The sequence below is a fragment of the Streptomyces sp. NBC_00045 genome (genome assembly GCF_045041095.1).
Classification (GTDB): domain Bacteria; phylum Actinomycetota; class Actinomycetes; order Streptomycetales; family Streptomycetaceae; genus Streptomyces.
Window position 1 is genome coordinate 2,804,867 of the sequence record NZ_CP108271.1, and the last position, 26,198, is coordinate 2,831,064.

At 72.4% G+C, this 26,198-nt stretch carries 24 protein-coding genes and 1 pseudogene; 12 read left to right on the forward strand and 13 right to left on the reverse strand.

What is annotated here, in order from left to right; translation table 11 throughout:
- Nucleotides 1-102 precede the first annotated feature (102 nt).
- Nucleotides 103-347: pseudogene (locus tag OHA65_RS13195) on the reverse strand (SDR family NAD(P)-dependent oxidoreductase); the annotation flags it as partial.
- A 32-nt stretch (nt 348-379) separates the two neighbouring features.
- A complete protein-coding gene (locus tag OHA65_RS13200; RefSeq protein WP_327283320.1) occupies nt 380-1,057 on the reverse strand; it encodes an ElyC/SanA/YdcF family protein in 678 nt (225 codons plus the stop codon).
- Between the two features lie 330 nt (nt 1,058-1,387).
- Between OHA65_RS13200 and OHA65_RS13205 the strand changes: the two genes are divergently transcribed.
- The 4 genes from OHA65_RS13205 (at nt 1,388) to dnaG (ending at nt 6,900) form a co-directional block, all read left to right on the forward strand.
- Nucleotides 1,388-2,167 (forward strand): sirohydrochlorin chelatase, encoded by a 780-nt coding sequence (locus tag OHA65_RS13205; RefSeq protein WP_405761909.1) that lies wholly within the window; start codon nt 1,388-1,390, stop codon nt 2,165-2,167.
- A gap of 64 nt (nt 2,168-2,231) precedes the next feature.
- Nucleotides 2,232-3,572, forward strand: a complete 1,341-nt coding sequence (locus OHA65_RS13210) for a deoxyguanosinetriphosphate triphosphohydrolase (protein WP_327283322.1) — start codon at nt 2,232-2,234, stop codon at nt 3,570-3,572.
- Between the two features lie 93 nt (nt 3,573-3,665).
- Nucleotides 3,666-4,940 carry an FAD-dependent oxidoreductase gene (locus OHA65_RS13215; protein ID WP_328762683.1) on the forward strand — a complete coding sequence of 425 codons (1,275 nt, stop codon included), beginning with the start codon at nt 3,666-3,668 and terminating at the stop codon, nt 4,938-4,940.
- Nucleotides 4,941-4,974: 34 nt separating this feature from the next.
- Nucleotides 4,975-6,900: a DNA primase gene (dnaG, locus tag OHA65_RS13220; protein WP_327283324.1), complete on the forward strand. Its 1,926-nt coding sequence runs from the start codon at nt 4,975-4,977 to the stop codon at nt 6,898-6,900.
- A 49-nt stretch (nt 6,901-6,949) separates the two neighbouring features.
- Here the strand turns inward: dnaG and OHA65_RS13225 are convergent, their stop codons facing one another.
- Nucleotides 6,950-7,375 carry a gamma-glutamylcyclotransferase family protein gene (locus tag OHA65_RS13225; RefSeq protein ID WP_327283325.1) on the reverse strand — a complete coding sequence of 142 codons (426 nt, stop codon included), beginning with the start codon at nt 7,373-7,375 and terminating at the stop codon, nt 6,950-6,952.
- On the reverse strand, nt 7,372-7,689 hold the full coding sequence (cutA, locus tag OHA65_RS13230; RefSeq protein WP_327285639.1) for a divalent-cation tolerance protein CutA: 318 nt from the start codon (nt 7,687-7,689) through the stop codon (nt 7,372-7,374). The genes OHA65_RS13225 and cutA overlap by 4 nt, the downstream gene beginning before the upstream one ends.
- A 296-nt stretch (nt 7,690-7,985) precedes the next feature.
- Here cutA and OHA65_RS13235 point away from each other — a divergent pair, with 296 nt between their 5' ends.
- The 3 genes from OHA65_RS13235 (at nt 7,986) to OHA65_RS13245 (ending at nt 10,040) form a co-directional block, all read left to right on the forward strand.
- Nucleotides 7,986-8,405 carry a hypothetical protein gene (locus OHA65_RS13235; RefSeq protein WP_405761911.1) on the forward strand — a complete coding sequence of 140 codons (420 nt, stop codon included), beginning with the start codon at nt 7,986-7,988 and terminating at the stop codon, nt 8,403-8,405.
- A gap of 249 nt (nt 8,406-8,654) precedes the next feature.
- Nucleotides 8,655-9,224, forward strand: coding sequence for a hypothetical protein (locus tag OHA65_RS13240; protein WP_405761913.1), 570 nt, complete (start codon nt 8,655-8,657; stop codon nt 9,222-9,224).
- 195 nt (nt 9,225-9,419) lie between these two features.
- Nucleotides 9,420-10,040: a class F sortase gene (locus tag OHA65_RS13245; protein ID WP_405761915.1), complete on the forward strand. Its 621-nt coding sequence runs from the start codon at nt 9,420-9,422 to the stop codon at nt 10,038-10,040.
- Between the two features lie 60 nt (nt 10,041-10,100).
- Here OHA65_RS13245 and OHA65_RS13250 read toward each other — a convergent pair whose 3' ends face one another.
- From OHA65_RS13250 to OHA65_RS13260, 3 genes are read right to left on the reverse strand one after another with little or no spacing between them, the layout of a single operon-like run.
- On the reverse strand, nt 10,101-10,877 hold the full coding sequence (locus OHA65_RS13250; protein WP_327283330.1) for a TSUP family transporter: 777 nt from the start codon (nt 10,875-10,877) through the stop codon (nt 10,101-10,103).
- A 37-nt stretch (nt 10,878-10,914) separates the two neighbouring features.
- Nucleotides 10,915-11,244 carry a hypothetical protein gene (locus tag OHA65_RS13255; protein WP_327283331.1) on the reverse strand — a complete coding sequence of 110 codons (330 nt, stop codon included), beginning with the start codon at nt 11,242-11,244 and terminating at the stop codon, nt 10,915-10,917.
- 32 nt (nt 11,245-11,276) lie between these two features.
- Nucleotides 11,277-12,572 (reverse strand): ferredoxin reductase family protein, encoded by a 1,296-nt coding sequence (locus tag OHA65_RS13260; protein WP_327283332.1) that lies wholly within the window; start codon nt 12,570-12,572, stop codon nt 11,277-11,279.
- A gap of 168 nt (nt 12,573-12,740) precedes the next feature.
- Between OHA65_RS13260 and OHA65_RS13265 the strand changes: the two genes are divergently transcribed.
- The 3 genes from OHA65_RS13265 to nirD are packed head-to-tail and all read left to right on the forward strand — an operon-like array spanning nt 12,741 to nt 16,956.
- A complete protein-coding gene (locus tag OHA65_RS13265) occupies nt 12,741-14,066 on the forward strand; it encodes an NAD(P)/FAD-dependent oxidoreductase (RefSeq protein ID WP_405761916.1) in 1,326 nt (441 codons plus the stop codon).
- A gap of 2 nt (nt 14,067-14,068) precedes the next feature.
- Nucleotides 14,069-16,615 carry a nitrite reductase large subunit NirB gene (gene nirB / locus OHA65_RS13270; RefSeq protein WP_405761917.1) on the forward strand — a complete coding sequence of 849 codons (2,547 nt, stop codon included), beginning with the start codon at nt 14,069-14,071 and terminating at the stop codon, nt 16,613-16,615.
- Nucleotides 16,612-16,956: a nitrite reductase small subunit NirD gene (gene nirD, locus OHA65_RS13275; protein WP_327283335.1), complete on the forward strand. Its 345-nt coding sequence runs from the start codon at nt 16,612-16,614 to the stop codon at nt 16,954-16,956. Before nirB ends, nirD begins: the two co-directional genes overlap by 4 nt.
- Before the next feature lie 16 nt (nt 16,957-16,972).
- Here the strand turns inward: nirD and OHA65_RS13280 are convergent, their stop codons facing one another.
- The 5 genes from OHA65_RS13280 to dusB form a co-directional block, all read right to left on the reverse strand.
- The gene (locus tag OHA65_RS13280) at nt 16,973-17,377 is read right to left on the reverse strand and encodes a VOC family protein (RefSeq protein ID WP_327283336.1); all 405 of its coding nucleotides are present in this window, start codon (nt 17,375-17,377) and stop codon (nt 16,973-16,975) included.
- 129 nt (nt 17,378-17,506) lie between these two features.
- Complete coding sequence (locus tag OHA65_RS13285) at nt 17,507-17,971, reverse strand: group III truncated hemoglobin (RefSeq protein WP_327283337.1); 465 nt, start codon at nt 17,969-17,971, stop codon at nt 17,507-17,509.
- Nucleotides 17,972-18,085: 114 nt separating this feature from the next.
- Nucleotides 18,086-19,138 (reverse strand): helix-turn-helix domain-containing protein, encoded by a 1,053-nt coding sequence (locus OHA65_RS13290; protein ID WP_327283338.1) that lies wholly within the window; start codon nt 19,136-19,138, stop codon nt 18,086-18,088.
- Nucleotides 19,139-19,528: 390 nt separating this feature from the next.
- The gene (gene ppdK, locus OHA65_RS13295) at nt 19,529-22,237 is read right to left on the reverse strand and encodes a pyruvate, phosphate dikinase (RefSeq protein WP_327283339.1); all 2,709 of its coding nucleotides are present in this window, start codon (nt 22,235-22,237) and stop codon (nt 19,529-19,531) included.
- 376 nt (nt 22,238-22,613) lie between these two features.
- Nucleotides 22,614-23,756 carry a tRNA dihydrouridine synthase DusB gene (gene dusB / locus OHA65_RS13300; protein WP_328762698.1) on the reverse strand — a complete coding sequence of 381 codons (1,143 nt, stop codon included), beginning with the start codon at nt 23,754-23,756 and terminating at the stop codon, nt 22,614-22,616.
- A 64-nt stretch (nt 23,757-23,820) separates the two neighbouring features.
- Between dusB and OHA65_RS13305 the strand changes: the two genes are divergently transcribed.
- Nucleotides 23,821-25,272, forward strand: a complete 1,452-nt coding sequence (locus OHA65_RS13305; RefSeq protein ID WP_327283341.1) for an MFS transporter — start codon at nt 23,821-23,823, stop codon at nt 25,270-25,272.
- A 9-nt stretch (nt 25,273-25,281) separates the two neighbouring features.
- Here OHA65_RS13305 and OHA65_RS13310 read toward each other — a convergent pair whose 3' ends face one another.
- A complete protein-coding gene (locus tag OHA65_RS13310; protein WP_327283342.1) occupies nt 25,282-25,746 on the reverse strand; it encodes a MarR family winged helix-turn-helix transcriptional regulator in 465 nt (154 codons plus the stop codon).
- Between the two features lie 91 nt (nt 25,747-25,837).
- On the opposite strand from OHA65_RS13310, the gene OHA65_RS13315 reads away from it, so the two are divergent.
- Nucleotides 25,838-26,182 (forward strand): DoxX family protein, encoded by a 345-nt coding sequence (locus OHA65_RS13315; RefSeq protein ID WP_405755989.1) that lies wholly within the window; start codon nt 25,838-25,840, stop codon nt 26,180-26,182.
- Nucleotides 26,183-26,198 lie beyond the last annotated feature (16 nt).

Consider the following 26,198-nt stretch of genomic DNA (forward strand, 5'->3'; position numbering starts at 1 on the left):
AGTTCCCCGCGGCTGCGAGGCTGCCCGAATGCTCTGGCCGGGACCGGGCTGGGCCACGGGCCAGGGGGCTGGGGGCTGGGGGCTGGGCCGGACCAGCAGCCGGCCCCACTTGGACGCCCCGTACCCGGCGGTGAGGGCCAGGCCGGTGAGCCCGGCGGCGGGGCCGTCTGCGCGCCCTCCTCCTCCAGCACGTCGGTGATCACGACGCTGCCGCCGCCCTGCACGACGGCCCGGGCGGTCGCCGCGCCCAGCCCGCGGGCTCCCCCCGTGATGACGACGGCCTTGCCGCCCAGATCCACAACAGCCGCGGTTCCCCACCCCTGCCACCGAGGCGGACACACTGCCATATGACTAATCGGCATAGGCGGCCAACGGCGCGTCAGTCTGCCAGAGTGCCCAGGGCCCGCGACACCCCCTGCTCCTTCGGCCCCATGAACCGCGGCTGCGGCTTGAAGGCCGCGTCCAGCGCCGCCTTGCCGGCCGCGAAGACCTCGCGCGTGCCGCCGTAATACCAGGTCGCGTCGTGCTCGTCGTCGACCCCGACTCCGTACGCGTCCACGCCCGCGACGCCGCACAGCGCCACGGCCCGGCGTATGTGGAAGCCCTGGCTGATCAGCACCGCCCGCTTCACCCCGAAGATCTCCTTGGCGCGGACGCAGGAGTCCCACGTGTCGAAGCCGGCGTAGTCGCTGACGATGCGGTCGGCCGGAACCCCGTGCGCCGTCAGGTACGTCCGCATCGCGTCGGGCTCGTCGTACTCGGTGCGGCTGTTGTCCCCGGTGACGAGCACGACCTTGGCCTTGCCCGTGCGGTACAGCTCGGCGGCAGCGTCGAGCCGTCTGGCCAGGTACGGGGTCGGCCTCCCGTTCCACAGACCCGCCCCGAAGACCACCGCCACCTCGGCGGCCGGCGCATCGGCCGTGGTCCGCAACCGGTCCGCGGCCGCCGCATGCGTCCACGCCGAGGGCAGCAGCGCCAGCACGCACCCGGCCACCACCGCCTGGACGGTCCGCCGCCGCCCCGCCACCGTCCTCATCCAGCCCGGCATCAGTTTCATGGTCGATCCCCCCGCTTGCCCACACGCCGTTCGCACACATTGACGATCTACGCCCGACGTCCAGTTCCCCGCCCCCCGCCTTTCACCCGTACGAATGAGCGGGTGAGGTGCTGGTAAACACCCGTCACCCCCGCGCAACGCACCCGCAATCTCCGGGCCGCAGGATCGGTTCATGACGGAGCTGGTGCACCCTCCCGAGTCCCTGTCCCTCCCCTTTCCCCCCGCCACCGCCACGGAGCTGCTGACCCGGATCACCACCCAACTCGGCACGCAGCTCAGCGGACTGCGCCCGTGGCGCGCGGCGGGGGGCCGGTCCGACGGAGTCCCCGCATGCAGCCCACCCTCGTCGCCGTCGCGCACGGCAGCCGCGATCCCCGCGCCCTCCCCGCCGTCCTGGCCCTCCTCGACCGGGTCCGTGAGCTCCGCCCCCGCCTCGACGTCGAGCTCGGACACGTCGAGCTGAACCGCCCGCTGCTCGGCGACACCCTCCGGCACACCAGCGGCGCTGCCGTGCTCGTCCCGCTGCTCCTCGGCCGCGGCCACCACGTCAAGCGGGACCTCCCCGCGGCCGCCGCTCGCGCCACCCATCTGGAGACCCGCGTCGCCGCCCCGCTCGGCCCCCATCCGTTGCTGGTGGAGGCCCTGTACGAGCGCCTCCTGGAGGCCGGCTGGACCCCGGGCGCCGGCCCCGGCGGCCCCGGCAACCGCGGCACCGGCTGCGACCGGGGACCCGCAGTCGTACTCGCCGCGGCCGGCTCCCGCGACCCCGACTCGGCGGCAGACACCCGCCGCACCGCCGCCCTGCTCTCCGAACGCCTCGGCGGCGCGCCGGTCGTACCGGCCTACGCCTCCGCCGCCGCCCCCACCGTCCCCGACGCCGTCCGCGCCCTCACGGCCCGCGGCCACCACCGGGTCGCCGTGGCCTCGTACTTCACCGCGCCCGGGCGCTTCGCCGCGCAGAGCGCCGCCGCAGCGCCCGGACCGGCGGCCGCCCCGCTCGGCGACCACCCCGCCCTGGCCCGCCTCGTACTCCGGCGCTATGACGAGGCCCTGGCCCGGCAGCAGACGCCCCTCACCTCTCCGACCCCGCTGAAACTGGCCACCGCATAAGACCGCGTTGGTTCGGATTGCTCAGATTGGTCGTCTTGTCGGTGTTTCCGGTTACCGTCTGAGCATGGAAGGCATGGAAGGCACCGGCAGCGCACCCGTCCGTCACCTCGTCCCGAACGCCCCGTACGACGCGTCCGACACCGAGCGCTGGGCCACCGAGCCCGACAAACGGCCCGGCCGGACCGCCTTCCAGCGCGACCGGGCCCGCGTGCTGCACTCCGCCGCGCTGCGCCGACTCGCCGGGAAGACCCAGGTGGTCACCCCCGGCAGCCGCTCCTACGACTGGGACGCCAGCCCCCGCACCCGCCTGACGCACTCTCTGGAGTGCGCCCAGGTCGGCCGTGAGCTCGGCGCGGCCCTCGGCTGCGATCCCGACCTCGTCGAAGCCGCCTGCCTCTCCCACGACATGGGCCACCCGCCGTTCGGGCACAACGGCGAGGAGGCGCTGAACGAGTTCGCCAAGGACTGCGGCGGCTTCGAGGGCAACGCCCAGTCGCTGCGCCTGCTGACCCGCCTGGAGCCGAAGCGGTTCGTGCCCGACCCGGCCACCGGCGAGCTGGTCAGCGTCGGCCTCAACCTCACCCGGGCCTGCCTGGACGCCGCCACCAAGTACCCCTGGGCCCGCGGCGGCCACCCCACCGACCCCGACTCGGTCAAGTTCGGCGCGTACGAAGACGACCTGCCGGTCTTCGAGTGGCTGCGGCGCGGCGCTCCCGCGGACCGCAAGTGCTTCGAGGCCCAGGTGATGGACTGGTCGGACGATGTCGCGTACTCCGTCCACGACTTCGAGGACGGCTTGCACGCCGGGCACCTCGATCCCAACCTCCTCTTCGCCGAGCCCGAGCGCGCCTCCATCTGGCAGGTCGCGATCGGCCGGTACGTGCCGGCCGACACCGAGCCGGAGGAGCTGCGGGAGGCCCTCGACCGGCTGATGGAGCAGGACTGGTGGCCGCACGGGTACGACGGGTCGGCCGTCGCCCAGGCCCGCCTCAAGGACGCCACCAGCCAGCTGATCGGCCGGTTCTGCCTGGCCGCCGAGGGCGCCACCCGCGAGGCGTACGGCTCCGGCCGGCTGACCCGGTACGCGGCCGAGCTCGTCGTCCCGCGCGAGGCGCGCAACGAGTGCGCGGTCCTGAAGGCGGTGGCCGACCTGTACGTGATGCAGCGCGACGAGCAGGAGCGGCTGCGCGCCGACCAGCGCATCGTCCTGGCCGAACTCGCCGAGGCGCTCAGCGCCCGTGCGCCCGAGGGACTGGACCCGCAGTTCCGGGCCATCTTCGATGCCGCGCCCGACGACAGGGGCCGCAAACGCGCCGTCATCGACCAGATCGCGGCGCTCACGGACGCCTCCGCGCGCTCCCTGCACGCCCGGCTCACACGGCGCGCGCGCCGGTCCGAAGGGTGAGCCGATCGGGCCACTCCCCCTTCACGCGGCAGGCTCGGTGCGGGACGCTCGCATGTGCTCGCATGTGGCGGAGAGGTTATGAGGAGGCATCAGGTGGTCGACGCACACCGGACGTTCGTCATCGTCGGCGCAGGGCTCGCCGGGGCCAAGGCGGCTGAGACGCTGAGGTCCGAGGGGTTCACGGGGCGGGTGATCCTGGTCGGCGACGAGCGCGACCACCCCTACGAACGGCCCCCGCTGTCCAAGGGCTACCTCCAGGGAAAGGAGGAGCGGGACAGCGTCTTCGTCCACGAGCCGTCCTGGTACGCCAAGGCCGACATCGAGCTGCACCTCGGCCAGCCCGCCGTCCAGCTGGACCGGGATGCCCGGAAGGTGGTCCTCGGCGACGGCACGGCGCTGCACTACGACAAGCTGCTGCTGGCCACCGGGGCGGAGCCGCGTCGCCTCGACATCCCGGGGACGGGCTTGGCCGGGGTGCACCACCTGCGCCGGCTCGCCCACGCCGAGCGGCTCAAGGGCGTACTGGCCACCCTCGGCCGGGACAACGGCCACCTGCTGATCGCGGGCGCCGGGTGGATCGGCCTGGAGGTCGCCGCCGCGGCCCGCGGGTACGGGGCCGAGGTCACCGTGGTCGAACCGCTGGCAACCCCGCTGCACGCGGTGCTCGGGCCGGAGGTCGGCCGGCTGTTCGGGGACCTGCACGCCGAGCACGGGGTCCGCTTCCACTTCGGTTCGCGGCTCACCGAGATCATCGGGCAGGACGGCATGGTGCTGGCGGCCCGGACCGACGACGGCGAGGAGCACCCGGCGCACGCCGTGCTCTCGGCGATCGGGGCGGCGCCGCGGACGGCGCTCGCCGAGACCTCCGGGCTGGCCCTGGTCGACCGGCAGCACGGCGGCGGCATCGCCGTGGACGCCTCGCTGCGCACCAGCGATCCGAACGTGTTCGCGGTCGGCGACGTGGCCGCCGCGCACCACCCGCTGCTCGGGACCCGGCTGCGGGTCGAGCACTGGGCGAACGCGCTCAACGGCGGCCCGGCCGCGGCGCGGGCGATGCTGGGGCAGGAGGTGTCGTACGACCGGGTGCCGTACTTCTTCTCCGACCAGTACGACGTGGGCCTGGAGTACTCGGGGTACGCCCCGGCGGGCGGCTACGACCAGGTACTGATCCGCGGGGACGTGGCCAAGCGGGAGTTCATCGCGTTCTGGCTGGCGGACGGGCGGGTGCTGGCCGGGATGAACGTGAATGTGTGGGACGTCACCGAGCACATCCAGGCCCTGATCCGGTCGAAAGCGCCGGTCAACCGCGAGGCGCTGGCGGACCCGTCGGTTCCGCTTGGCTCCCTCCTGCCGGCCGAGGGGGCCTGACGGGTTTGCCGGCACCCGGCCGTAGACTTCACGGGTGGCAGGACGGATCAACGACGACGACGTGAAGGCGGTACGGGACGCGGTCCCGATCGACGCCGTGGTCTCCGACTACCTCCAGTTGCGCAACGCGGGCGGCGGCAACCTCAAGGGCCTGTGCCCCTTCCACGACGAGAAGTCCCCGTCCTTCCAGGTCAGCCCCAGCAAGGGTCTCTACCACTGCTTCGGCTGCCAGGCGGGCGGGGACACCCTCGACTTCATCATGAAGATCGACCACCTGTCGTTCTCGGAGGCGGTCGAGCGCCTCGCGGGCCAGGCGGGCATCACCCTCCGGTACGAGGAGGGCGGGTACACCGCGGGCACCAGCGGCCGCGGCGAGCGCATCCGGCTCGTCGAGGCGCACAAGGCGGCCGCCCAGTTCTACGTCGACCAGCTGGGCAGCCCCGAGGCCGAGATCGGCCGCAGGTTCCTCGCGGAGCGCGGCTTCGACCAGGCCGCGGCCGAGCATTTCAGCGTCGGTTACAGCCCTGCCGGCTGGGACCACCTGACCCGCTTCCTGCGCGGCAAGGGCTTCAGCGACAAGGAGCTGATCACCTCCGGCCTGGCCCAGGACAGCCGCAGCGGCAAGCCCATCGACCGCTTCCGCGGCCGTCTGATGTGGCCGATCCGCGACATCAGCGGCGAGGTGGTCGGCTTCGGCGCGCGCAAGCTGCGCGACGACGACAACGGGCCGAAGTACCTGAACACGCCCGAGACGGCGATCTACAAGAAGTCCCAGGTGCTGTACGGCATCGACCTGGCGAAGAAGGAGATCGCGAAGACCTCGCGGGCCGTGGTGGTCGAGGGCTACACGGACGTGATGGCCTGCCACATGGCGGGGGTCACGACCGCGATCGCGACCTGCGGCACCGCCTTCGCCGGCGACCACATCAAGATCCTGCGCCGCCTGCTGATGGACAACGCGACCGCCGAGGTGATCTTCACCTTCGACGGTGACGCGGCCGGCCAGAAGGCCGCGCTGCGCGCCTTCGAGGACGACCAGAAGTTCGCCGCCGAAACCTCCATCACCATCGCCCCCGGCGGCATGGACCCGTGCGACCTGCGCCTGGCGCAGGGGGACGCGGCGGTGGTCGGGCTGGTGGACGCCCGGACCCCGCTGTTCGAGTTCGCGCTGCGCCACATCGTCGCCCGGCACAACCTGGAGAACCCGGCGGGCCGGGCGGCCGCGCTGGACGAGGCCGCCCCGGTCGTCGCCAACATCAAGAACATCGCGATCCAGCACGAGTCGGCGGTCCAGCTCGCGGGGATGCTCGGCATCCGGGACGAGCAGTTCGTGGTCAAGCGGGTCGCGCAGCTGGCGCGCTGGGCGCGGGAGCGGGGCAACCAGCCGGGCGGGCAGCAACAGGGCCGCGGCCGCCAGGTGTCCTCGTCCTCGTCTTCCTACGAGGCGGCAGCCGCGCCCTCCGCCGCGGCCGCGGGCGGACCGGCGCTGAACCTGCGCAGCCCGGCGCACCGCACCGAGCGCGAGCTGCTCAAGCTGGCGCTCCAGCGGCCGGCCCTGGTCTCGCCGGCCTTCGACGCGTACGGGGTGGACGAGTTCACCGCCCCGCCGTACGCGGCGGTCCGCGAGGCCATCCAGGCCGCGGGCGGCGCCTCCCTGGGCACCGACGACTACCTGGCCCGGGTCCGCGACGCCGCGCCGAACGACACGGTCCGCGCGCTCGTCACCGAGCTCGCGGTCGAGGCCATCCACGCCAAGACGGTGGACGAGGTCTACGCGGGCGTGCAGCTGGTCCAGGTCCGGCTGCGCGCGGTCGACCGGCGGGTCCACGAGATCCAGGGAACGATGTCGCGCCTGGGCCCGCAGGCCCCGCCGGAGCAGCTGGCGGCGGTCCAGGAGGAGCTCTGGGTCCTCCAGCAGTACGGCCAGCGCCTGCGCAACCGCGGGGCCGAGGGCCTGTAGGGCCGGCCCGTACGGCTTGCAGGGCCCGTGGCGCGCTCGGCCCTGGGCGTCAGACCCTGCGGGCGAACCAGTCGCCGCCCGGTATCTCGGTGCCGGACTCGCGCAGCCGGCGAGCCAGCAGCGGTGCCGCCAGGTAGACCCAGGCGGCGGTCCGGCTGCCGTCCGGGCGGACCGCGTCGAGGCGGACCCGGTCGTAGATGTTCAGCGGCCGGCCCGGTCCGTGGTACTCCTCCAGCCGGTCCAGTTCGGCCAGCAGCCCCCCGTACGCGCCGGGCGCCGCAGTGACCAGCTCGCCGACGATCTGCGATCCCGGGTGCTGGACGGCGTACGGATATCCGGGACCGTCGTACAGGAGCGCGTCCGGGAGCCGGGCGGGCTCCTCGGCGGCCGTGCGGCCCCGCAGGAACAGGGCGTGGTTGACCTCTCCCGGACGCAGGGTCCCGTACACGAAGAAGGGGAGCTCGGCGGTGCTCATCGGGCCGTCACCTCCGCCGCGACCCACGCCGGGTAGTCCGCGCTGCCCCGCACCACCGGGGTGGCGATGATCTCCGGCGTGTCGTACGGGCGCCCCTCGGTCAGCCGGGCCTCCAGGGCCGGGTAGGCAGCCGTGGTGGTGGTCTTGAACAGCACCTGCCACTCCTCGGAGGTCTCCAGCGCGTCCTCCCAGCGGTAGACGGAGGTCACCGGCCCGGAGATCTGCGCGCAAGCGGCCAGCCGCGCCTCCACCGCACCGCGGGCGAGCGCCGAGGCCGCCTGCGCCGAGTCGACGGTGGTCAGCACGGTGAGCACCGCGAGCTCTGCCGATTGCGGCTGCGGCTGCGGCCGCGGCGGTCGTGGCGGTCGTGGCGGTCGTGGCGGTTCTGGCCGATCGGATGGTGTCACGGAGCCCTCCCTCGGTTGTGCCGGACGGCGCACGGCCCGGGACTTTGGTCCCGAATCCGCCCGCGTTCCTCCACGGTACGGACCGCTGTCACACAACCTCCCGGCGCCCGTGACCGTCGCCCTCTACCGTCGGTTCCCCCTCCCCCGATCCCCTTGGCCTCCCTTTCCCATGACGCGACCTCTGACGCGGCCTGGCGCGACCTTTGACGCGGCCGGCCCGCCCCCGCACCACCGCCGCCCTCCTGTGCGCCTGCCTCTGCGCGCTCGCCGCCGGCGGCTGCTCCGCGCCCGGAGGGCTCGCCGTCGGTGAGCCCGTGCCGACGGTGTCGGCCCGGCCGCAGCCCGAGTCGCTCTGGCCGCCGTGGACCGACCGCTCCGACGCGGCGTCCGGCAAGCCGGTCGGCACCCGGGAGCCCCCGCCACAGCCGCTGAAGAACGCGCCGGAGGTGGGCCAAGCCGGACTGGCCGCGGTGAACGTACGGGACGTCGTACGAGCCGACGAGCAGATGAAGCCGTTCGCGGCGAAGGGCTGGATCGACGCACCGGGCAAGGTCGGGATCCGCCCGCCGCTGTACCGCGACCTCACGGGCGACGCCAGGCGCAGCTGGTCGGGGCGCGGGTGACCCTGGCCAACCCGGCCCCGGCGGGCACGGCGGCGACGGTGGTGCTCCCCGGCCTGATTACGGCCCGGCCCGGGCTCCGTCCCGCGTCCGCCCTCACCCGGACGGGGTGGCCCGCTCGAACGGCCGCATGCAGGGCCATGACCTGCGACAACGGCAGCCGCGCGCACCGAACTGACGGCACATCAGCAGGCGGGCCGCGGGCAGGCCGGGTTACCTCGGGAACACGACCCCGTGTCTCCAGGAGCCCCCATGCGTCGACGCACCGCCCATGTGCTCACCACCACCGCGCTGACCGCCGCCGCGCTCACCGGCCCGGTCACCGGCCCGGTCACCGGGGCGGTTGCCGCCGCGGACTTCGGCACGACGGACTTCGGCACGACGGGCGTCGCCCCCGGCGACTTCGCGAAGCTGGAGGTATGGCCGAAAACCGCTGCCCCCGGGGCCGGCATCACCGTGAACACCACCGCCTGCGGAACGGGCGGCCATGCCGACGGAGATGCCACCACGGTCGGCGGCGGCCGCTTCAAGCTGGTGCCGGGAACCCACAAAGAGGTGGTCACCGGACAGTTCCAGATCGCCCGCGACACCCGCCCCGGCACCTATGCCGTGGGCGCGACCTGCGCCGACGGCAAGTTCGCCACCGGCGACCTGGTCGTCACCGAACGCGGCCCGAAGGGCCACGTCCGTACCGGGGTGGGTGGCGCAACGACCACCACCGTCGACCCCACCAAGATCACGGCGGGAGCGGTCGTGCTGGCCGCGGCCGCCGTCGGCGGTACCTGGCTCCTGCGTCGCCGGGCGAGCGGCACGCGGAGCTGACGGGCGCCCACCGCGGCTGCGGCCGCGGTCCGACCGGTACCGCCCCCCGTCGCCCGCCCCGCGAGGTCCCCCCGTTCGCGGGGCCGGGCGACGGCCTGTCACACAACCGGCAAGCGGACACGCGAGCACGCGGACACACGGAGTACGTAGGCACCGGATACGCAGAGCACACCATCGCACCGCCAGGGGGCACGCATGGGCAAAGGCCAGGCCGGCCGCGGCGGGCTCGTCGCGCTCGCCGCCTGCGTCGGCATCTGGCTGATCGGCAGCGGATCGGGCCAGTCCGTCGGACCTCCGCTGCCCTCCCCCGCCGAGGCGCTGAACGGGCGGGTGCGCTACCCCGGCAGCATCGCCCCCCTCACCGGATCCCCGCCGACCCGGATCCGGATCCCGTCCATCCGGGTGGACGCCCCGCTGACCGGGCTGGGCCTCGGGCCCGACGGCAGCATCGAGGTGCCGCCGCCCGACCGCCGCGATCTGGCGGGCTGGTACCGCGACGGCACCACCCCCGGCGCCGTCGGTACGGCCGTCGTCGTCGGCCACGTCGACCACGCCACCGGCCCGGCGGTCTTCTACCACCTGGGCGCGCTGCACCGTGGGGCCGCGATCGAGGTGCCGCGCGAAGACGGACGCACGGCGGTGTTCACCGTCCACGCGGTCGAGGTCTACGAGGCCGACCACTTCCCCGACTCCCGCGTGTACGGGCCCTCGCCGCGCGCGGAGCTCCGGGTGATCACCTGCGGCGGGGGCTTCTCACCGCGCACCGGCTACCAGGGCAACGTGGTCGTCTTCGCCCATCTCACGGGAACGTACTAGCGGGGAGCCGAGAGCGGTTTCCGGTCGGCCCGGTCGGCCCGGTCGGCCCGGTCCGCCCGGTCAGCCCCACTGCTCCAGACCGAGCTTGATCACCAGCGCGCCGACCACCGTCAGCAGGACGCCGCGGACGAACCCGCTGCCCTTCTTGAGCGCCATCCGGGCGCCGATCATGCCGCCGGCCAGGTTGAACACCGCCAACAGCGCGGCCAGCTGCCACAGCACCATGCCCTGGTACGCGAACATCGCGAGCGCCCCGGCGTTGGTGCAGCAGTTGACGATCTTGGCGGTCGCGGAGGCGGTGACCAGGTCGAGGTGGAGCAGTGCGGTGAGGGCGAGCACCAGGAAGGTGCCGGTCCCGGGCCCGATGAGCCCGTCGTAGAAGCCGATGCCGAGCCCGGCGAGTCCGATGGCGAGCAGCACCCGCTGCCGGCTGACGGGCGCGGTCGAGGGGGCGCTGCCGAAGCCCGGCTTGAAGATGACGACGCCCGCGACGACCACGAGCACGCCCATGATGAGCGGGCGCATGGCGTCCTTGCTGATCCCGCCGGCGAGCGCCGCGCCGCCCATGGAACCGGCGAGCGCGGCCAGGCCGATCCGGACGGCGAGCTTCACATCCACCGGCGCCTTGCGTAGGTACGTCACCGCCGCGCCCGCGGTGCCGACGATGGCCACGGCCTTGTTGGTGCCGAGCACGGTGGCCGGGTGGGCGCTGGGCAGCCCGAGGAGCAGGGCGGGCAGGAGCAGCAGTCCGCCGCCGCCCACCACCGCGTCGATCCAGCCGGCCGCGGCGGCGGCCACGCACAGAACGATGATCATGGTCGTTGATATGTCAGGCACGGACACGACCCTATGGAGCTGATGGGTGCAGGACCCATCAATCGCCGGAAACTTGCGCAAAGGTTGAGCTTTGTCGGGCCGGCGCCCGGTCCGGGGCCACGGGGGCGGCCGGATCCACCGTCGCCGTCAGAGCCGTCGCGGCCAGCACGCTGGCCAGACCGAGTCCGGCCGCGAGTCGGCGCGCGGGCGGTACGGCGGCCAGCGCGGCGGCGCCCACCCGCAGCGCGGAGACCCGGCGCGGCTTGCGGTGCCGGGCCGCGGAGCGGACGGAACCGGCGCGGACGGAACCGGCGCGGACGGCCGGGGCAGCGGCGGCGTTGGCCGGCCCGACCGGTACGGACAGGGGGACGTGCAGCGGATGGCGCATGGCGCGGCGACCTCTCGGAACTCGGGTCGGGGTCAGAAGCTGAAGCACTCGCAATGGATGCGCCCGGCCGGCACCCCGGCCCGCAGCAGCGCGCTCCGCGTCGCCTCGGCCATCCCCGGCGGCCCGCACAGGTACACGTCGTGCCCGGTCAGGTCCGGCACCAGCGCGAGCAGTGCCTGCGGGGCGAGCGGATCGTAGGCGGCATCGGAGGACCCGAGCAGGTAGTGCAGCCCGGCCTGCCGTTCGGCGGCGATGGCCTCCAGCTCGGACCGCAGCACCAGGTGCTCCTCGGCCCCGGCCCGGTAGAGGAGGGTGAGGTCCCCCGGGCCGCCGGGCAGCGTCTCGAACAGCGCCCGCATCGGCGTGATGCCGACCCCGCCCGCGATCAGCAGCACCTTGGGCCGGGTCCGCCGGGCGGCGGTCAGCGCCCCGAACGGCCCGGTGGCGATGACCCTGGTGCCGGGGCGGAGCCGACGGATCCGGCGGGAGTGCCCACCGAGCGCCTTCACGGTGATCCGCAGGGCGTGCCCGCGGACCGGCGCGGACAGCGAGAACGGCAGGGCGGTGTGCCACAGCCGGCGCTGGAGGAACCGCCAGCGCAGGAACTGGCCCGGCTCCGCGCGCAGTTCCTCCAGGTGCTGCCCGTACACGACGACGGAGACCACCCCGGGCCCCTCGACCCGCACCTCGGCCACCCGCAGCGCATGCCGCAGGGCCTGCCGTACGGGGACCACGGCCCGGTACCAGACCAGCAGGACGGCGACGGTGGCGTGCGCGAGGGCCCAGAACCAGCCGGCGAGGGCGAGATCGGGCCCGGCGAGCTGGTGGCCGAAGGCCAAGGAGGCGGCGAGGTAGACGAAGAGGTGCACCCCGCGCCAGGTTTCGTGGCTGACCCGTCGGCGTACGGCCCGCGCGGAGGTCACCCCGACGACCGCCAGCAGCGCCGTTCCGGCGAAGGCGGCGGCCACGGCGGGATAGCCGAGCAGCCCGCGGACGGCGCAGACCACGTCGACGCCCTCGTGGACGGCGTATCCGCACAGGGCGAAGAGCGCGTGCCCGAAGCAGAGCAGCAACACGTGCCGACCGCCCAGCGCGTGCCAGCGGGCGATCCGGTCGGCGCCCACGCCGTGCTCCACCGCGGGCACGCGGGCCATCAGGAAGAGCAGGACCAGCACCCCGTACCCGGCGAGCAGACCGGTCAGGTGGGCGCCGGTCGCGAACAGCGCGTCGAGGCGGGCGGAGGGGCGCACCTGGGCCGCCCAGAGCAGCGCCACAGCCCCCGCCCCGCCGAGCATCCCGCCCTTGGCCCGCACCGCCGCATCTCGCATACGGATCACGCTAAGGCTGCTCAGAACGCCGCTGACCTGCCCGAACCGATCCTTAAGTCGGTCTTGAGGAACGCCTCACCGACCCTTAACCCGGGCGCTGAGGTGCGCGTTCCTCCCGGGTAACAGTGGCGATGCGGAGGGGAAACAGCGGACGCGCACGCTCGTGCCATGACCTCGAAGCAGCAGCGTGTGGTGGTGATCGGCGGTGGCCTCGCGGGCCTGCGGGTCGCTGCGCGGCTGGGCGCGGCCGCGGGTGCGGATGCCGGCGCCGGTGGTGCCGAAGTGACGGTCCTCGGCGAGGAGTCGCACGTTCCGTACAACCGCGTCCTGCTGGCGGAGGTCCTGGCGGGCCGGTACGCACCGGAGGTGACCGCTCTCCCGGACGCCGGGCCGGCGCTGCGGCGGGGCGTCCGTGCGGTCCGCATCGACCGCGCCGACCGCACGGTCCACTGCGACGACGGCAGCACCGAGCGGTACGACACGCTGGTCCTGGCCACCGGTTCCAACGCGGTCCTCCCGCCACTGCGCGGCCTGTTCGAACCGGAGGGCCGGGAACTGCCCGACGGGGTCCACGCGTTCCGCACGATGGACGACTGCCTGGCCCTGTCGGCCGCGGTGGGCGCACGGTCCGGCGTGCGCGCCGTGGTGATCGGCGGCGGCCTCCTCGGCGTCTCCGCGGCCCGCGCCCTGGCCGAGCGCGGCGCCCAGGTGGTCCTGGCCCAGCAGGGCGAGCGCCTGATGGAACGCCAGCTGGACGCGGACGCCTCGGCGCTGTTGCACGACCACCTGACCACCCTCGGCATCGAGATCCACACCCAGTGCCGGGTCCGCGGCCTGACGACGGAGCCGTCTGCGGGCGGCGCGGGAGGGCGGCGGGTCGGCGGGGTCGAGTTCGCCGACGGGTACCGGCTCGACGCGGACGTCGTCGTGCTCGCCTGCGGTGTGCGGCCCCGGACCGGGCTCGCGCTCGCCGCCGGGCTCCGCGTGGGCACCGGGATCCTCGTGGACGACCGGCTGCGCACCAGCGACCCGCACATCCACGCGGTCGGCGACTGCGCCGAGCACGCGGGCCGGGTGTACGGGCTCGCGGGCCCCGCCCTGGAGCAGGCCGATGCCCTCGCGGCACAACTGACCGGCGCGAGCGGCCCCGCCGGAGTGACCGAAGGAACCGGAGGAACTACCCCCGGATACACCGGAACCCGGGCCCTGACCCGCCTCACCCTCGCTGCCGCCACCGGATCCGATGCCACGGACACCGGCCCGCTCGATCTCGCCGCCTTCGGCGAGACCACCCCGCTTCCCGGGGACGACGTGGTCCGCCTCGCCGACGCCACCCGCCGGACCTACCGGAAGGTCGTCGTCCGCGGCGACCGCCTCGTCGGCGGGGTCCTCCTCGGCGAACTCTCCAGCGTGGGCGCCCTCGCCCGCAGCTGGGAGGACGCCGAGACCCTGACCGACCTGTTCCACCTGCTCACCGACGACGGAGGCTCCTGATCATGGCCGCACCCACGCCCACTCCCGCCATCGTGCTCATCGGCCACGGCATGGTCGGCCAGCGCTACCTTGAGGCACTCGCCGAGCGCGGGGCCACCTCCACGCACCGGATCACCGTGCTCTGCGAGGAACCCCGGCCGGCCTACGACCGCGTGCACCTCACCTCGTACTTCTCCGGCAGCACCGCCGAAGACCTCTCCCTCACCCCCGCCGGCTTCATGGAGCAGCACGGGATCGACCTGCACCTGGGCGACCCCGCCGAGACCATCGACCGCGGGGCCCGCACCGTCACCTCCCGCTCGGGACGGGTTTTCCCGTACGACGTGCTCGTCCTGGCGACCGGCAGCTACCCCTTCGTGCCGCCCGTCCCCGGCAAGGACGCCCCCGGCTGCTTCGTCTACCGCACCATCGAGGACCTGCTCGCGATCGAGGAGTACGCCAAGACCCGCACCAGTGGCGCGGTCGTCGGCGGCGGTCTCCTCGGGCTCGAAGCCGCCGGCGCCCTCCAGGGCCTCGGACTCGCCACCCGCATCGTGGAGTTCGCCCCGCGCCTGATGCCCGTCCAGGTCGACGAGGGCGGCGGCGCGGCCCTGCTGCGCACCATCGAGTCGATGGGGCTGACGGTCCACACCGGCGTCGGCACCCAGGAGGTCGTCACCGGAGAGGACGGCCACGTCAGCGGAATGCGCCTCTCCGACGGCTCCACCGTCGACACCGACCTCGTCGTCTTCTCCGCCGGGGTCCGCCCCCGCGACGACCTCGCCCGCGCCTCGGGCCTGACCGTCGGCGAGCGCGGCGGCATCGGCGTCGACGCCCGCTGCCGCACCTCGGACCCCCGCGTCTACGCCATCGGCGAGTGCGCGCTGGCCACCGACGGCCGGGTGTACGGACTGGTCGCCCCCGGCTACGAGATGGCCGAGACCGCCGCCGAGGACCTCCTGGGCCGCGACAAGGAGTTCACCGGAGCCGACCTCTCCACCAAGCTCAAGCTGCTCGGCGTGGACGTGGCCTCCTTCGGCGACGCCCACGGCGCGGCCCCCGGAAGCCTCGACGTCGTCTACTCGGACTCCCGCTCCGGCGTCTACAAGAAGCTGGTCGTCTCCCCCGAGGGGGTCCTGCTCGGCGGGGTCCTGGTCGGCGACGCCGACTCGTACGGCCTGCTGCGCCCGCTCACCGGCAGCGTCCCGCCCGTCAGCCCCGACCAGCTGGTGCTGCCCGCCGGCCTTGGTGCGCCGGTCGCGCTGGGCCCGTCGGCGCTGCCGGACTCCGCGGTGATCTGCTCCTGCCACAACGTCACCAAGAAGGCGATCACCGCCTGCGCGAGCCTCCCCGAGGTCAAGCAGTGCACCAAGGCGGGCACCGGCTGCGGCAGCTGCCTGAAGGTGATCGGCCAGCTGCTGCCCGCGGCCGCCGACAAGGGCCTGTGCGGCTGCTTCCCCTTCACCCGTGCCGAGCTCTACGAGATCGTCCGAACCCGCCGGCTCACCTCGTACGAGCAGCTCCTCGACGGCCACGGCCGGGACGCGGCCCGCGGCGGCGACGGCTGCGAGGTCTGCAAGCCGGCCGTCGGCTCGATCATCGCCTCGCTCGCCCCCACCGTCGGCGCGAGCGGCTACGTCCTCGACGGGGAGCAGGCCGCCCTCCAGGACACCAACGACCACTTCCTCGCGAACCTCCAGCGCAACGGCTCGTACTCGGTCGTCCCGCGCATCCCCGGCGGCGAGATCACCCCCGACAAGCTCATCGTGATCGGCGAGGTGGCCCGAGACTTCGGGCTCTACACGAAGATCACCGGCGGGCAGCGCATCGACCTCTTCGGTGCCAGCGTGGACCAGCTCCCCCGGATCTGGGCCCGGCTCGTCGACGCCGGGTTCGAGTCCGGCCACGCGTACGGGAAGGCACTGCGCACGGTGAAGTCCTGCGTGGGCCAGACCTGGTGCCGCTACGGCGTCCAGGACAGCGTGCGGATGGCCATCGACCTGGAGCTGCGCTACCGGGGACTGCGCGCCCCGCACAAGCTCAAGTCGGCGGTGTCCGGCTGCGCCCGCGAGTGCGCGGAGGCGCAGAGCAAGGACTTCGGCGTGATCGCGACGGCGAACGGCTGGAACCTGTACGTCGGCGGGAACGGCGGGGCCACCCCGCGCCACGCCGACCTGCTGGCCCAGGACCTGTCCGACGCCGAACTGGTGCGGCTCATCGACCGGTTCCTGATGTTCTACATCCGCACCGCGGACCGCCTGGAGCGCACCTCCACCTGGCTGGACCGGCTGGAGGGCGGCCTGGAGCACCTGCGGGACGTGGTCGTACACGACTCGCTGGGGCTGTGCGGCGAGCTGGAGTCGCTGATGGCCGACCACGTGGCGCACTACCGCGACGAATGGGCGGAGACGCTGGAGGACCCCGAGCGGCTGCGCCGGTTCGTGTCCTTCGTGAACGCCCCCGGCGCCCCGGACCCGACCGTGAAGTTCATCCCCGAACGCGACCAGGTCAAGCCCGACCTGACCATTCTCGACATCCGGCCGCTGGAGGCCGTGGGAGGCACCCGATGACCGTGGAACTGCAGGTGGCCGAAGGCTGGCTGACGGTGTGCGAACTGACCGACCTGACCCCCGGGCGGGGCGTCGCGGTCCTACTGCCCGACGGGAGGCAGGCCGCGGTGTTCATCGGCCGGTCCGGGGGGTTGTACGCCATCGACAACCGGGACCCGTTCACCGGTGCGGCGGTGCTCTCGCGAGGGCTGGTCGGCTGTGTGGACAACAAGCCCTTCGTGGCCTCGCCGCTGCTGAAGCAGCGCTTCGACCTCGCCTCGGGGCGCTGTCTGGACGACGAGGAGGCGGCGGTCCGGACCTATCCGGTGCGGACCGCCGTGACCTCGGCGGCGGTGGCGTAGCGCGCGAGCGGGGGCATCAGCCCTGGACGGCCGCCGGGTCCATCCACACGTACTCCCAGACGTGGCCGTCCAGGTCCTCGAAGGCCCGGCCGTACATGAAGCCGAGGTCCTGGGCCGGGCGGGGCTCGGTGCCGCCGGCCGCGAGGGCGGCGCCGACGACCTCGTCGACCTTCTCCCGGCTCTCCGCGCTCAGGGCGAGCATGACCTCGGTGGTCTTGGTGGCGTCCGCCACCTCCTTGGTCGCGAAGTCCTTGAAGCGCTCCTCGGTCATCAGCATCGCGAAGATCGTGTCGCTGATGACGAGGCAGCCGGTCTTCTCGTCGCTGAACTGGGGGTTGAAGGAGTAGCCGAGCTCGCCCCAGAACGCCTTGGCGGCGTCGATGTCCTTGACGGGCAGGTTGACGAAGATCATGGTGGGCATCTCGGTTCCTCATCTCTCGTGTACGTGCTTTCGAGAGATAGACCGGGGTGCCCGGGAAAACTCATCGCTGCGGCGGAAAACTTTTCCGAAGTTCCCGCCGGGCAGCCGGGTGGGGCGCGTCAGCGCAGGTCAGGCCGTGGAGCGGAGCTGTAGGGCGGCCAGCGGGACGAAGCCCCGGGTGTCCTCCCGGCGGAGCAGCGCCGGGTCCGGCCCGGCCAGCCGCTTGTGCAGGGCCAGGGCGATCCGCTCGCCCGTCGCCTTCGCCCGCTCCGCGTTCGGCCCCCGGTACAGGCCGTCGACGGCGGCGCGCCACAATTGCACCCACCGTCCGAAGTCCTCGGCGGTCATCGCCCGCGCCGCGTGCAGGGCGGCGTGCGGGGCGAAGGCGTCGCGCCCGTAGCCGGCCGTACGGAACAGGGCCCGCTCCCAGAAGTCGGTGATCCGCGGCAGGTGGACCTCCAGGTCCGTGCCGGCCACCTCGGTGAAGAACGGCCCGATGCGCCGGTCGGCGAATGCGGCCGTGTAGAAGCGGCGCAGCACGACGGCGAGGTCGGCGCGGCCGCAGATGTCGTTGTCCGCGGCGAACTGGTTCATCGTTCCAGCATCTTGGCGCGGGCCCGCGGCCGCCAGGGCTGAAAGTCCTGCGGTTCGTCACTTCGTGGGCCGTGGCCCCGGACCGCGCTTCGCGCCCCGGGGCCGCCGGGCACACTACGAGGCCACCGCTCCGCCCTTCAGCAGCGCGGCCCCCAGCGGGGTCACCGTGTGCAGGACGGCGTTGCCCCGGCGCAGGGTGGTGACCAGACCCGCCTCGCGCATCACGCAGGCGTGCTGGCTCGCGGAGGCCAGCGAGACCCCGGCCCGGCGGGCCAGCTCGCTGGTGGTGGCGCCGTCGCCTATGGCCCGCAGCACCACCGAGCGGGTGTGCCCGACGAGCTTGCCCAGCGTGCGCTGGCGCTGCTCCTCCAAGGGCCGAATCGATTCGGCGCCGGTGGGGGCCGAGGCCAGCTGCGCGGCCGCCGGGTAGACCAGCACCGGGGGCAGCTCCGGGTCGTGCAGGGTCACGGCGGTGCGCCGGCAGAAGAAGGACGGCTGGAGCAGCAGCCCGCGCCCCCGCAGCCGTACGTCGCGGTCCACGGGGTAGTCGCACTCCAGGACCGGCGCCCGCCAGCGCAGCATCGGCGGCAGCGAGGCCAGCAGCTCGTCCGCGCCTCCGTCCAGCAGGGCCCGGCCGCGCGCGGCCCGCTCGGCCTCGATCTGGGCCTGGATGTGCGTCCAGTACGGCTCCACGGCCGCCCGGTGGTAGCCGCGCAGCTCGCCCAGCAGCCTCGGCAGGTGCTTGGTGCCGCCGTCCATGAAGTCGCGCAGCCGTCGCGGGACCAGCGCGTCGGCGCCCCCGCTCACGGCCGAGGGCATGCCGAACGCGGCTCCCACGGCTGTGCCCGCGCCCAGTAGCGCGAGCTCGCGCCGCATCCGCTCGGGGCGGATCCCGCGCAACGCGTCCAAGCCCACGTCCCACCCGTACTGCCCCTCAACAGGGGTCAGGAAATCGGGAAAATAACCACGACTCGGTATGAGCGCACCGAGCAAACGTGTTTCACTATTCAACCTGCTCCGGGTTTCCGTACGCCATTCACCGAAGAGCCGCGCATCACGCCGGTCTCTTAAGCGGTGAAAACTCAGAATCGTTTCCCACAACGCATCGGGACGCCCTGCCATCCGTACGCGTGCCAGGTCCACTCCAGTGAAATGGATACGCAGCACCGAACCCCCACCTGTGCAACCGCAATCCCCCCGCCTCATGAGTATGCATGCCGTCACACGTTGTCACCACGCCCTTTCGGCCACAGTTGAAACCCCTTTCGGCAGGGGCGTGACAACCGAAATCCTGTACTCCGCCAGGCACACTCCAGTGCGACCGAAACGCTCCGTGAAGGCCGTGGGGGGCTTTGCGGGGCCTGGCGGTCGGTCGCACCGGGAAGCGCCGACGTGCCTGGCAGATTGACAGCAGGCGGTGGACGGGTGGGGATCCGTCCACCGCCTGCTGGCGTAAAGATTTGTTGAACAACAAAAAATGGGCGCGTCCGCCCTCGGGGGTCAGGGAACCCGGGGGCGGACGCGCAGTCAGCGGGCCCTGTCAGGGCCGTGAAGGGCTCAGCGGCTGTCGCTGCCCTTCGCCTCGGCCGCGGCGCGGCCGGCCTCCAGGCGCGCCACCGGAATGCGGAACGGCGAGCAGGAGACGTAGTCGAGACCCACCTCGTGGAAGAAGTGGACCGACTCGGGGTCACCGCCGTGCTCGCCGCAGACGCCGAGCTTGAGGTCGGGGCGGGTCGCCCGGCCGGCCTGGACCGCACTGCGGACCAGCGCGCCGACGCCGTCCTTGTCGATGGTCTCGAACGGCGAGACCCCGAAGATGCCCTTCTCCAGGTACGCGGTGAAGAAGCTGGCCTCGACGTCGTCGCGGGAGAAGCCCCACACCGTCTGGGTCAGGTCGTTCGTACCGAAGGAGAAGAACTGCGCGGCCTCGGCGATCTGGGCGGCCGTCAGGGCGGCGCGCGGCAGCTCGATCATCGTGCCGATGGTCAGCTTGAGGCTGGTGCCGGTGGCGGCCTCCACCTCGGCGATGACCGCGTCGGCCTCCTCGCGGACGATCTCCAGCTCCTGGACGGTGCCCACGAGCGGAACCATGATCTCGGCGCGCGGGTCGCCCTTGGCGTTCTTGCGCTCGGCCGCGGCCTCGGCGATCGCCCGGACCTGCATGGCGAACAGACCGGGGATGACCAGGCCGAGACGGACACCGCGCAGACCCAGCATCGGGTTCTGCTCGTGCAGCTTGTGCACGGCCTGGAGCAGGCGCAGGTCGTTCTCGTTGGCGTCCTTGCGGGCCTCGGCGAGGGCGACGCGCACCGACAGCTCGGTGATGTCGGGCAGGAACTCGTGCAGCGGCGGGTCCAGCAGGCGGACGGTGACGGGCAGCCCGTCCATCGCCTCGAACAGCTCGACGAAGTCCTTCTTCTGGAGCGGCAGGAGGGCACTCAGTGCCTCCTCGCGCTCCTTGTCGGTGTCCGCGAGGATCAGGTGCTCGACCAGCTCGCGGCGCTCACCGAGGAACATGTGCTCGGTGCGGCACAGGCCGATGCCCTGGGCACCGAAGCGGCGGGCGCGCAGCGCGTCCTCGGCGTTGTCGGCGTTGGCGCGCACCCGCAGCCGGCGGACGCGGTCCGCGTAGGCCATGATCCGGTGGACGGCGGCGACCAGCTCGTCGGCGTCGTCGGCACCTGCGTGCATACGGCCCTCGAAGTACTCGACGACCGGGGACGGTACGACGGGTACCTCACCGAGGTAGACCTTGCCGGTGGAGCCGTCGATGGAGACGACGTCGCCCTCCTCGATCACCTGGCCGCCGACCGTCATGCGGCGGCGCTTGGTGTCGACTTCGAGGTCCTCGGCGCCGCAGACGCAGGTCTTGCCCATGCCGCGGGCCACGACGGCCGCGTGCGAGGTCTTGCCGCCGCGCGAGGTCAGGATGCCCTCGGCGGCGATCATGCCGTCCAGGTCGTCCGGGTTCGTCTCGCGGCGGATCAGGATGACCTTCTCGCCGGAGCGCGACCACTTGACGGCCGTGTACGAGTCGAAGACGGCCTTGCCGACCGCCGCACCCGGGGAGGCGGCGATGCCGCGGCCGAGCAGGGTCGTGGTGGCGCCGTCGTCGAAGCGGGGGAACATCAGCTGCGCGAGCTGGGCGCCGTTGACGCGCTGGAGGGCCTCGGCCTCGTCGATCAGGCCCTGGTCCACGAGCTGGGTGGCGATGCGGAACGCGGCGCCGGCGGTGCGCTTGCCGACGCGGGTCTGCAGCATCCACAGCTGACCGCGCTCGATGGTGAACTCGATGTCGCAGAGATCCTTGTAGTGGGTCTCCAGCGTCGTCATGATCGTCATGAGCTGGTCGTACGAGGCCTTGTCGATGGCCTCCAGGTCCGCCAGCGGGACGGTGTTGCGGATGCCCGCGACGACGTCCTCGCCCTGGGCGTTCTGCAGGTAGTCGCCGTACACGCCGGCGTGGCCGCTGGCCGGGTCGCGGGTGAAGGCGACGCCGGTGCCGGAGTCGGGGCCGAGGTTGCCGAAGACCATGGAGCAGATGTTGACCGCGGTGCCCAGGTCGCTCGGGATGCGCTCCTGGCGGCGGTAGAGCTTGGCGCGCTCGGTGTTCCAGGAGTTGAAGACCGCCTCGACGGCGAGGTCGAGCTGCTCGCGGGCGTCCTGCGGGAACTCGCGGCCGGCCTGCTTGGCGACGATCTTCTTGAAGCGGGTGACCAGCTTCTTCAGGTCGGCGGCGTCGAGGTCGGTGTCGACGGTGACCTTCTTGGCGGCCTTGGCCTCGTCGAGGGCCTCCTCGAAGAGCTCGCCGTCCACGTCCAGGACGGTCTTGCCGAACATCTGGATCAGGCGGCGGTACGAGTCCCACGCGAAGCGCTCGTTACCGGCCTGGGAGGCGAGGCCGGTCACGGATTCGTCGGAGAGGCCGATGTTGAGGACCGTGTCCATCATGCCGGGCATGGAGAACTTGGCACCGGAGCGCACGGAGACCAGGAGCGGGTCGTCCGACTGGCCGAGCTTCTTGCCCATCTTCGCCTCAAGGGCGGCCAGGTGGGCGCTGACCTCGTCGCGCAGCGCGGCCGGGGCCTCACCGCTGGCGAGGTAGACCTTGCAGGCCTCGGTGGTGATGGTGAAGCCGGGAGGGACCGGCAGACCCAGGTTGGTCATCTCGGCGAGGTTGGCCCCCTTGCCGCCGAGAAGGTCCTTGAGGTCGCGGTTTCCCTCGGTGAAGTCGTAGACGAACTTCTGATCTTTGTTTTCCGACACGGGTCTCGACTCCTCGAGGACTCGGTGGCTGCCCTGACGGCCAGGAACATACCCAGATCGAAGGCTTCTGGGTACGTCCACTTGGTCGTCATGCGGCTGTAACCACCCGTGCGCCACCAGATCGAAAGTAACCGAAGAGTAGCCAGAACCTACGAAGAGCGTTCACCTCCCGAAGGGTGAAGGGGCTCCTGCGGCGTGTTTACGCTCGGATGAGCGATCATCGATACATTTGCGTTCAAGTCTTGAACAAACAAAGGGTGGCACCCAGTGCCACCCTTTGGAAGTCTTACCCGTGATTTTCGCGCTCATGTGAGCGCAACCCCACCCATGCGTGGCGTATGTCACGCCGCCGGCGGCATAGTTTGTCAGCTGTTTCTCAGCCCCCGGACGTGTCCAGTTCGGCGTCCTCGCTCACGCCCGCACAGTCGTACGGATCCTTCAGCCAGCCATCCGGAAGGACAACTCGGTTGTTTCCGGACGTCCGGCCGCGCGGGCCGTCCGCACTCTCGGGCCACGGCTGGTCCAGGTCGAGCTCGCTCAGATGAGCGTCCAGCTCGGCCAGCGACGAGGTGACCGCCAGCTTCTTGCGCATCTCGGAGCCCACCGAGAAGCCCTTGAGGTACCAGGCCACGTGCTTACGGAAGTCGATCACCCCGCGCGCCTCGTCGCCGATCCACTCACCGAGCAGTTCGGCGTGCCGGTGCATCGTGGCCGCGACCTCGCGCAGCGTCGGCTTGTGGAAGTCCTCCGGTCGCCCCTCGAACGCCGCGACCAGGTCGTTGAACAGCCACGGGCGTCCCAGGCAGCCGCGCCCCACCACCACGCCGTCGCAGCCGGTCTCGCGGACCATGCGCAGCGCGTCCTCGGCGCACCAGATGTCGCCGTTGCCGAGCACCGGGATCTCCGGCACGTGCTCCTTGAGCCGCGCAATGGCGTCCCAATCGGCGGTGCCGCCGTAGTGCTGGGCGGTGGTGCGGCCGTGCAGGGCGATGGCGGTGACGCCCTCCTCGACGGCGATCCGTCCGGCGTCCAGGTAGGTGAGGTGGTCGTCGTTGATGCCCTTGCGCATCTTCATGGTGACCGGCAGGTCACCGGCGCCCGCGACCGCCTCACGCAGGATCGCGCGCAGCAGGTTCCGCTTGTACGGGAGGGCGGAGCCGCCGCCCTTGCGGGTCACCTTGGGGACCGGGCAGCCGAAGTTGAGGTCGATGTGGTCGGCGCGGTCCTCCTCGACGATCATGCGGACCGCCTTGCCGACCGTCGCCGGGTCGACCCCGTACAGCTGGATCGAGCGGGGCTTCTCGGTGGCGTCGAAGTGGATCAGCTGCATGGTCTTCTCGTTGCGCTCGACCAGGGCGCGGGTCGTGATCATCTCGCTCACGAACAGCCCCTTGCCGCCGCTGAACTCGCGGCAGAGGGTACGGAACGGGGCATTGGTGATGCCGGCCATGGGGGCGAGCACCACGGGGGGCTGCACGGTGTGCGGGCCGATCGCGAGCGGCGGGGGGAGCGTGGTCATCCCCCCATTGTCGCCCAGACGAATCGCATCACGCATTTCTTTAGTTAGGCGTACTATCGTAACTATGCCCGAGTCGAGTCGTCGTCGCAGACTCCTGGTCCTGGCGATCTGCTGCACGAGCCTGCTCATCGTCAGCCTCGACGTGACGGTGCTCAACGTCGCCCTGCCCTCGATGCGCCGCGAGCTGGACGCGTCCGTCGCCGGCATGCAGTGGACGATCGACGCGTACACGCTGGTCCTGGCCTCGCTGCTGATGCTGGCGGGCTCCACGGCGGACCGGATCGGGCGCCGCAGGGTCTTCGCCGCGGGCCTGGTGGTCTTCACCGCGGGCTCGCTGCTCTGCTCGCTCGCGCCGAGCCTGGAGTGGCTGATCGCCTTCCGGATGGTCCAGGCCGTGGGCGGCTCGATGCTGAACCCGGTCGCCATGTCGATCATCACCAATACGTTCACGGATCCGCGCGAGCGGGCCCGTGCCATCGGCGCCTGGGGCGCGGTGGTCGGCATATCCATGGCCGTGGGCCCGCTGATCGGCGGACTGCTCGTGGATTCCGTCGGCTGGCGGTCCATTTTCTGGCTCAACCTCCCGGTCGGGCTGCTGGCGCTGGTGCTGACGCTGCGCTTCGTCCCCGAATCGCGGGCCGCGCACCCGCGCCGCCCGGACCCGGTGGGCCAGCTGCTGGTCATGACCCTGCTGGGCTCCGTGACGTACGGGATCATCGAGGCGCCGACCGCGGGCTGGAACGCTCCGGTCATCCTCGGCTGCGCGGCCGTGGCCGTGGCCTCGCTGGCGGGGCTGCTGTTCTACGAGCCGCGCCGGGCGGAGCCCCTGATCGACCCCCGGTTCTTCCGGAGCGCTCCCTTCAGCGGCGCGACGGTGATCGCCGTCAGCGCCTTCGCCGCGCTGTCCGGGTTCCTGTTCCTCAACACCCTGTACCTGCAAGACGTACGGGGGCTGAGCGCGCTCGACGCCGGGCTCTACATGCTGCCGATGGCTGCGCTCGCCTTCATCTGCCCCCCGTTGTCGGGGCGACTGGTGGGCAGTCGGGGGCCGCGGCCGTCGCTCCTGATCGCGGGGACGGCGATGGCGTCGAGCGGGCTCCTGTTCGCCGCCTTCTCGGCGCAGACCTCGACGCCGCTGCTGTTCACCGCGTACGTGTTGTTCGGGCTGGGCTTCGGCATGGTCAACGCGCCCATCACGAACACGGCGGTCTCCGGTATGCCCCGGGCCCAGGCGGGTGTCGCGGCCGCGGTCGCCTCCACCAGCCGGCAGACCGGCGGCACGCTGGGCGTGGCCGTGATCGGCGCGGTGCTGGCCGCGGGGACGGCCGGCGGCGCCGATTTCACCGAGGCGACCCGGCCGGCCTGGTGGGTCATCACGGCCTGCGGACTGCTCGCGCTCGTCGTGGGCGCCGTGACCAGCGGCCGGTGGGCAATGCGGACCGCGGCACGGACCGCCCGCACGCTGGAGCGGACGCCCGCGGAACCGAAGCCGGCCGCTGTCCCGCCGAGGGGCTGACGGGGCCCGCTACTCGGTGCAGTTGAAGTCGTCGGCGTTCGAGTCGATCCGGGCCAGCAGCCCGCGCAGCGCGTCCCGGTCCTGCTGCGAGAGCGCGGCGAACATGGCGAGTTCGACCTCGTCGAGCGCCGCGTTCGTCTTGGCGAGGGCGGCCGATCCGGCCTCGGTGATGGCCACGTTGTGACGGCGGCGGTCGGCCGGGTCCCGGCGGCGGACGGCCAGGCCCTCGCCCTCCAGGTCGTTGAGGATGCCGACGAGCACGCTCGGGTCCACCTCCAGCCGCTCGGCGAGTGCCCGCTGACCGACGGGGCCGACCTCCAGGTGCATGAGCGTCATCGCGTGCCGCGGGGTGAGCCCAGCCGTGCTGAGCGCCTTCTTCATCCGGGTCTCGGTGATCGAGCCGTGCCAGGCCAGCAGCAGGCCCAGCCGCTGCGGGGGGTGCGGGGATTCCTGAGCTGCCTGAGCTGCCGTCATATCGGACATCGTAACAACCCGGGAATGATTGCAGACTATCGATCGTTGATGCTATTCAATTATCTGCAACCCCCGATCGTTGGAGTCCAACATGTTCATTGCCTATGCCGTCGTCGCCGGCCTGCTCGCACTCGTCCTGGCCGCGTCCGCCACGTTCACGCTCCAGCGGAACGAGGCGGTCATGGCGAGCATGCGGAAGGTCGAGGTCCCGGACAGCTGGCTGCCCCAGCTGGCCGCACTGAAGGCGGCCGGTGCGATCGGACTGGTCGCCGGTCTGTGGGTGACACCACTGGGCGTCGCCGCCGCCGTCGGCGTGACCCTCTACTTCGCGGGCGCGGTGATCAGCCACCTGCGCGTCAAGGACTTCGAACTGGCCCCGGCGGCGGTCCTGGCCCTGGCCGCAGCGGCTGCACTGACCCTGCGCATGGCGGCATAGCCGCACTGACGAGTGA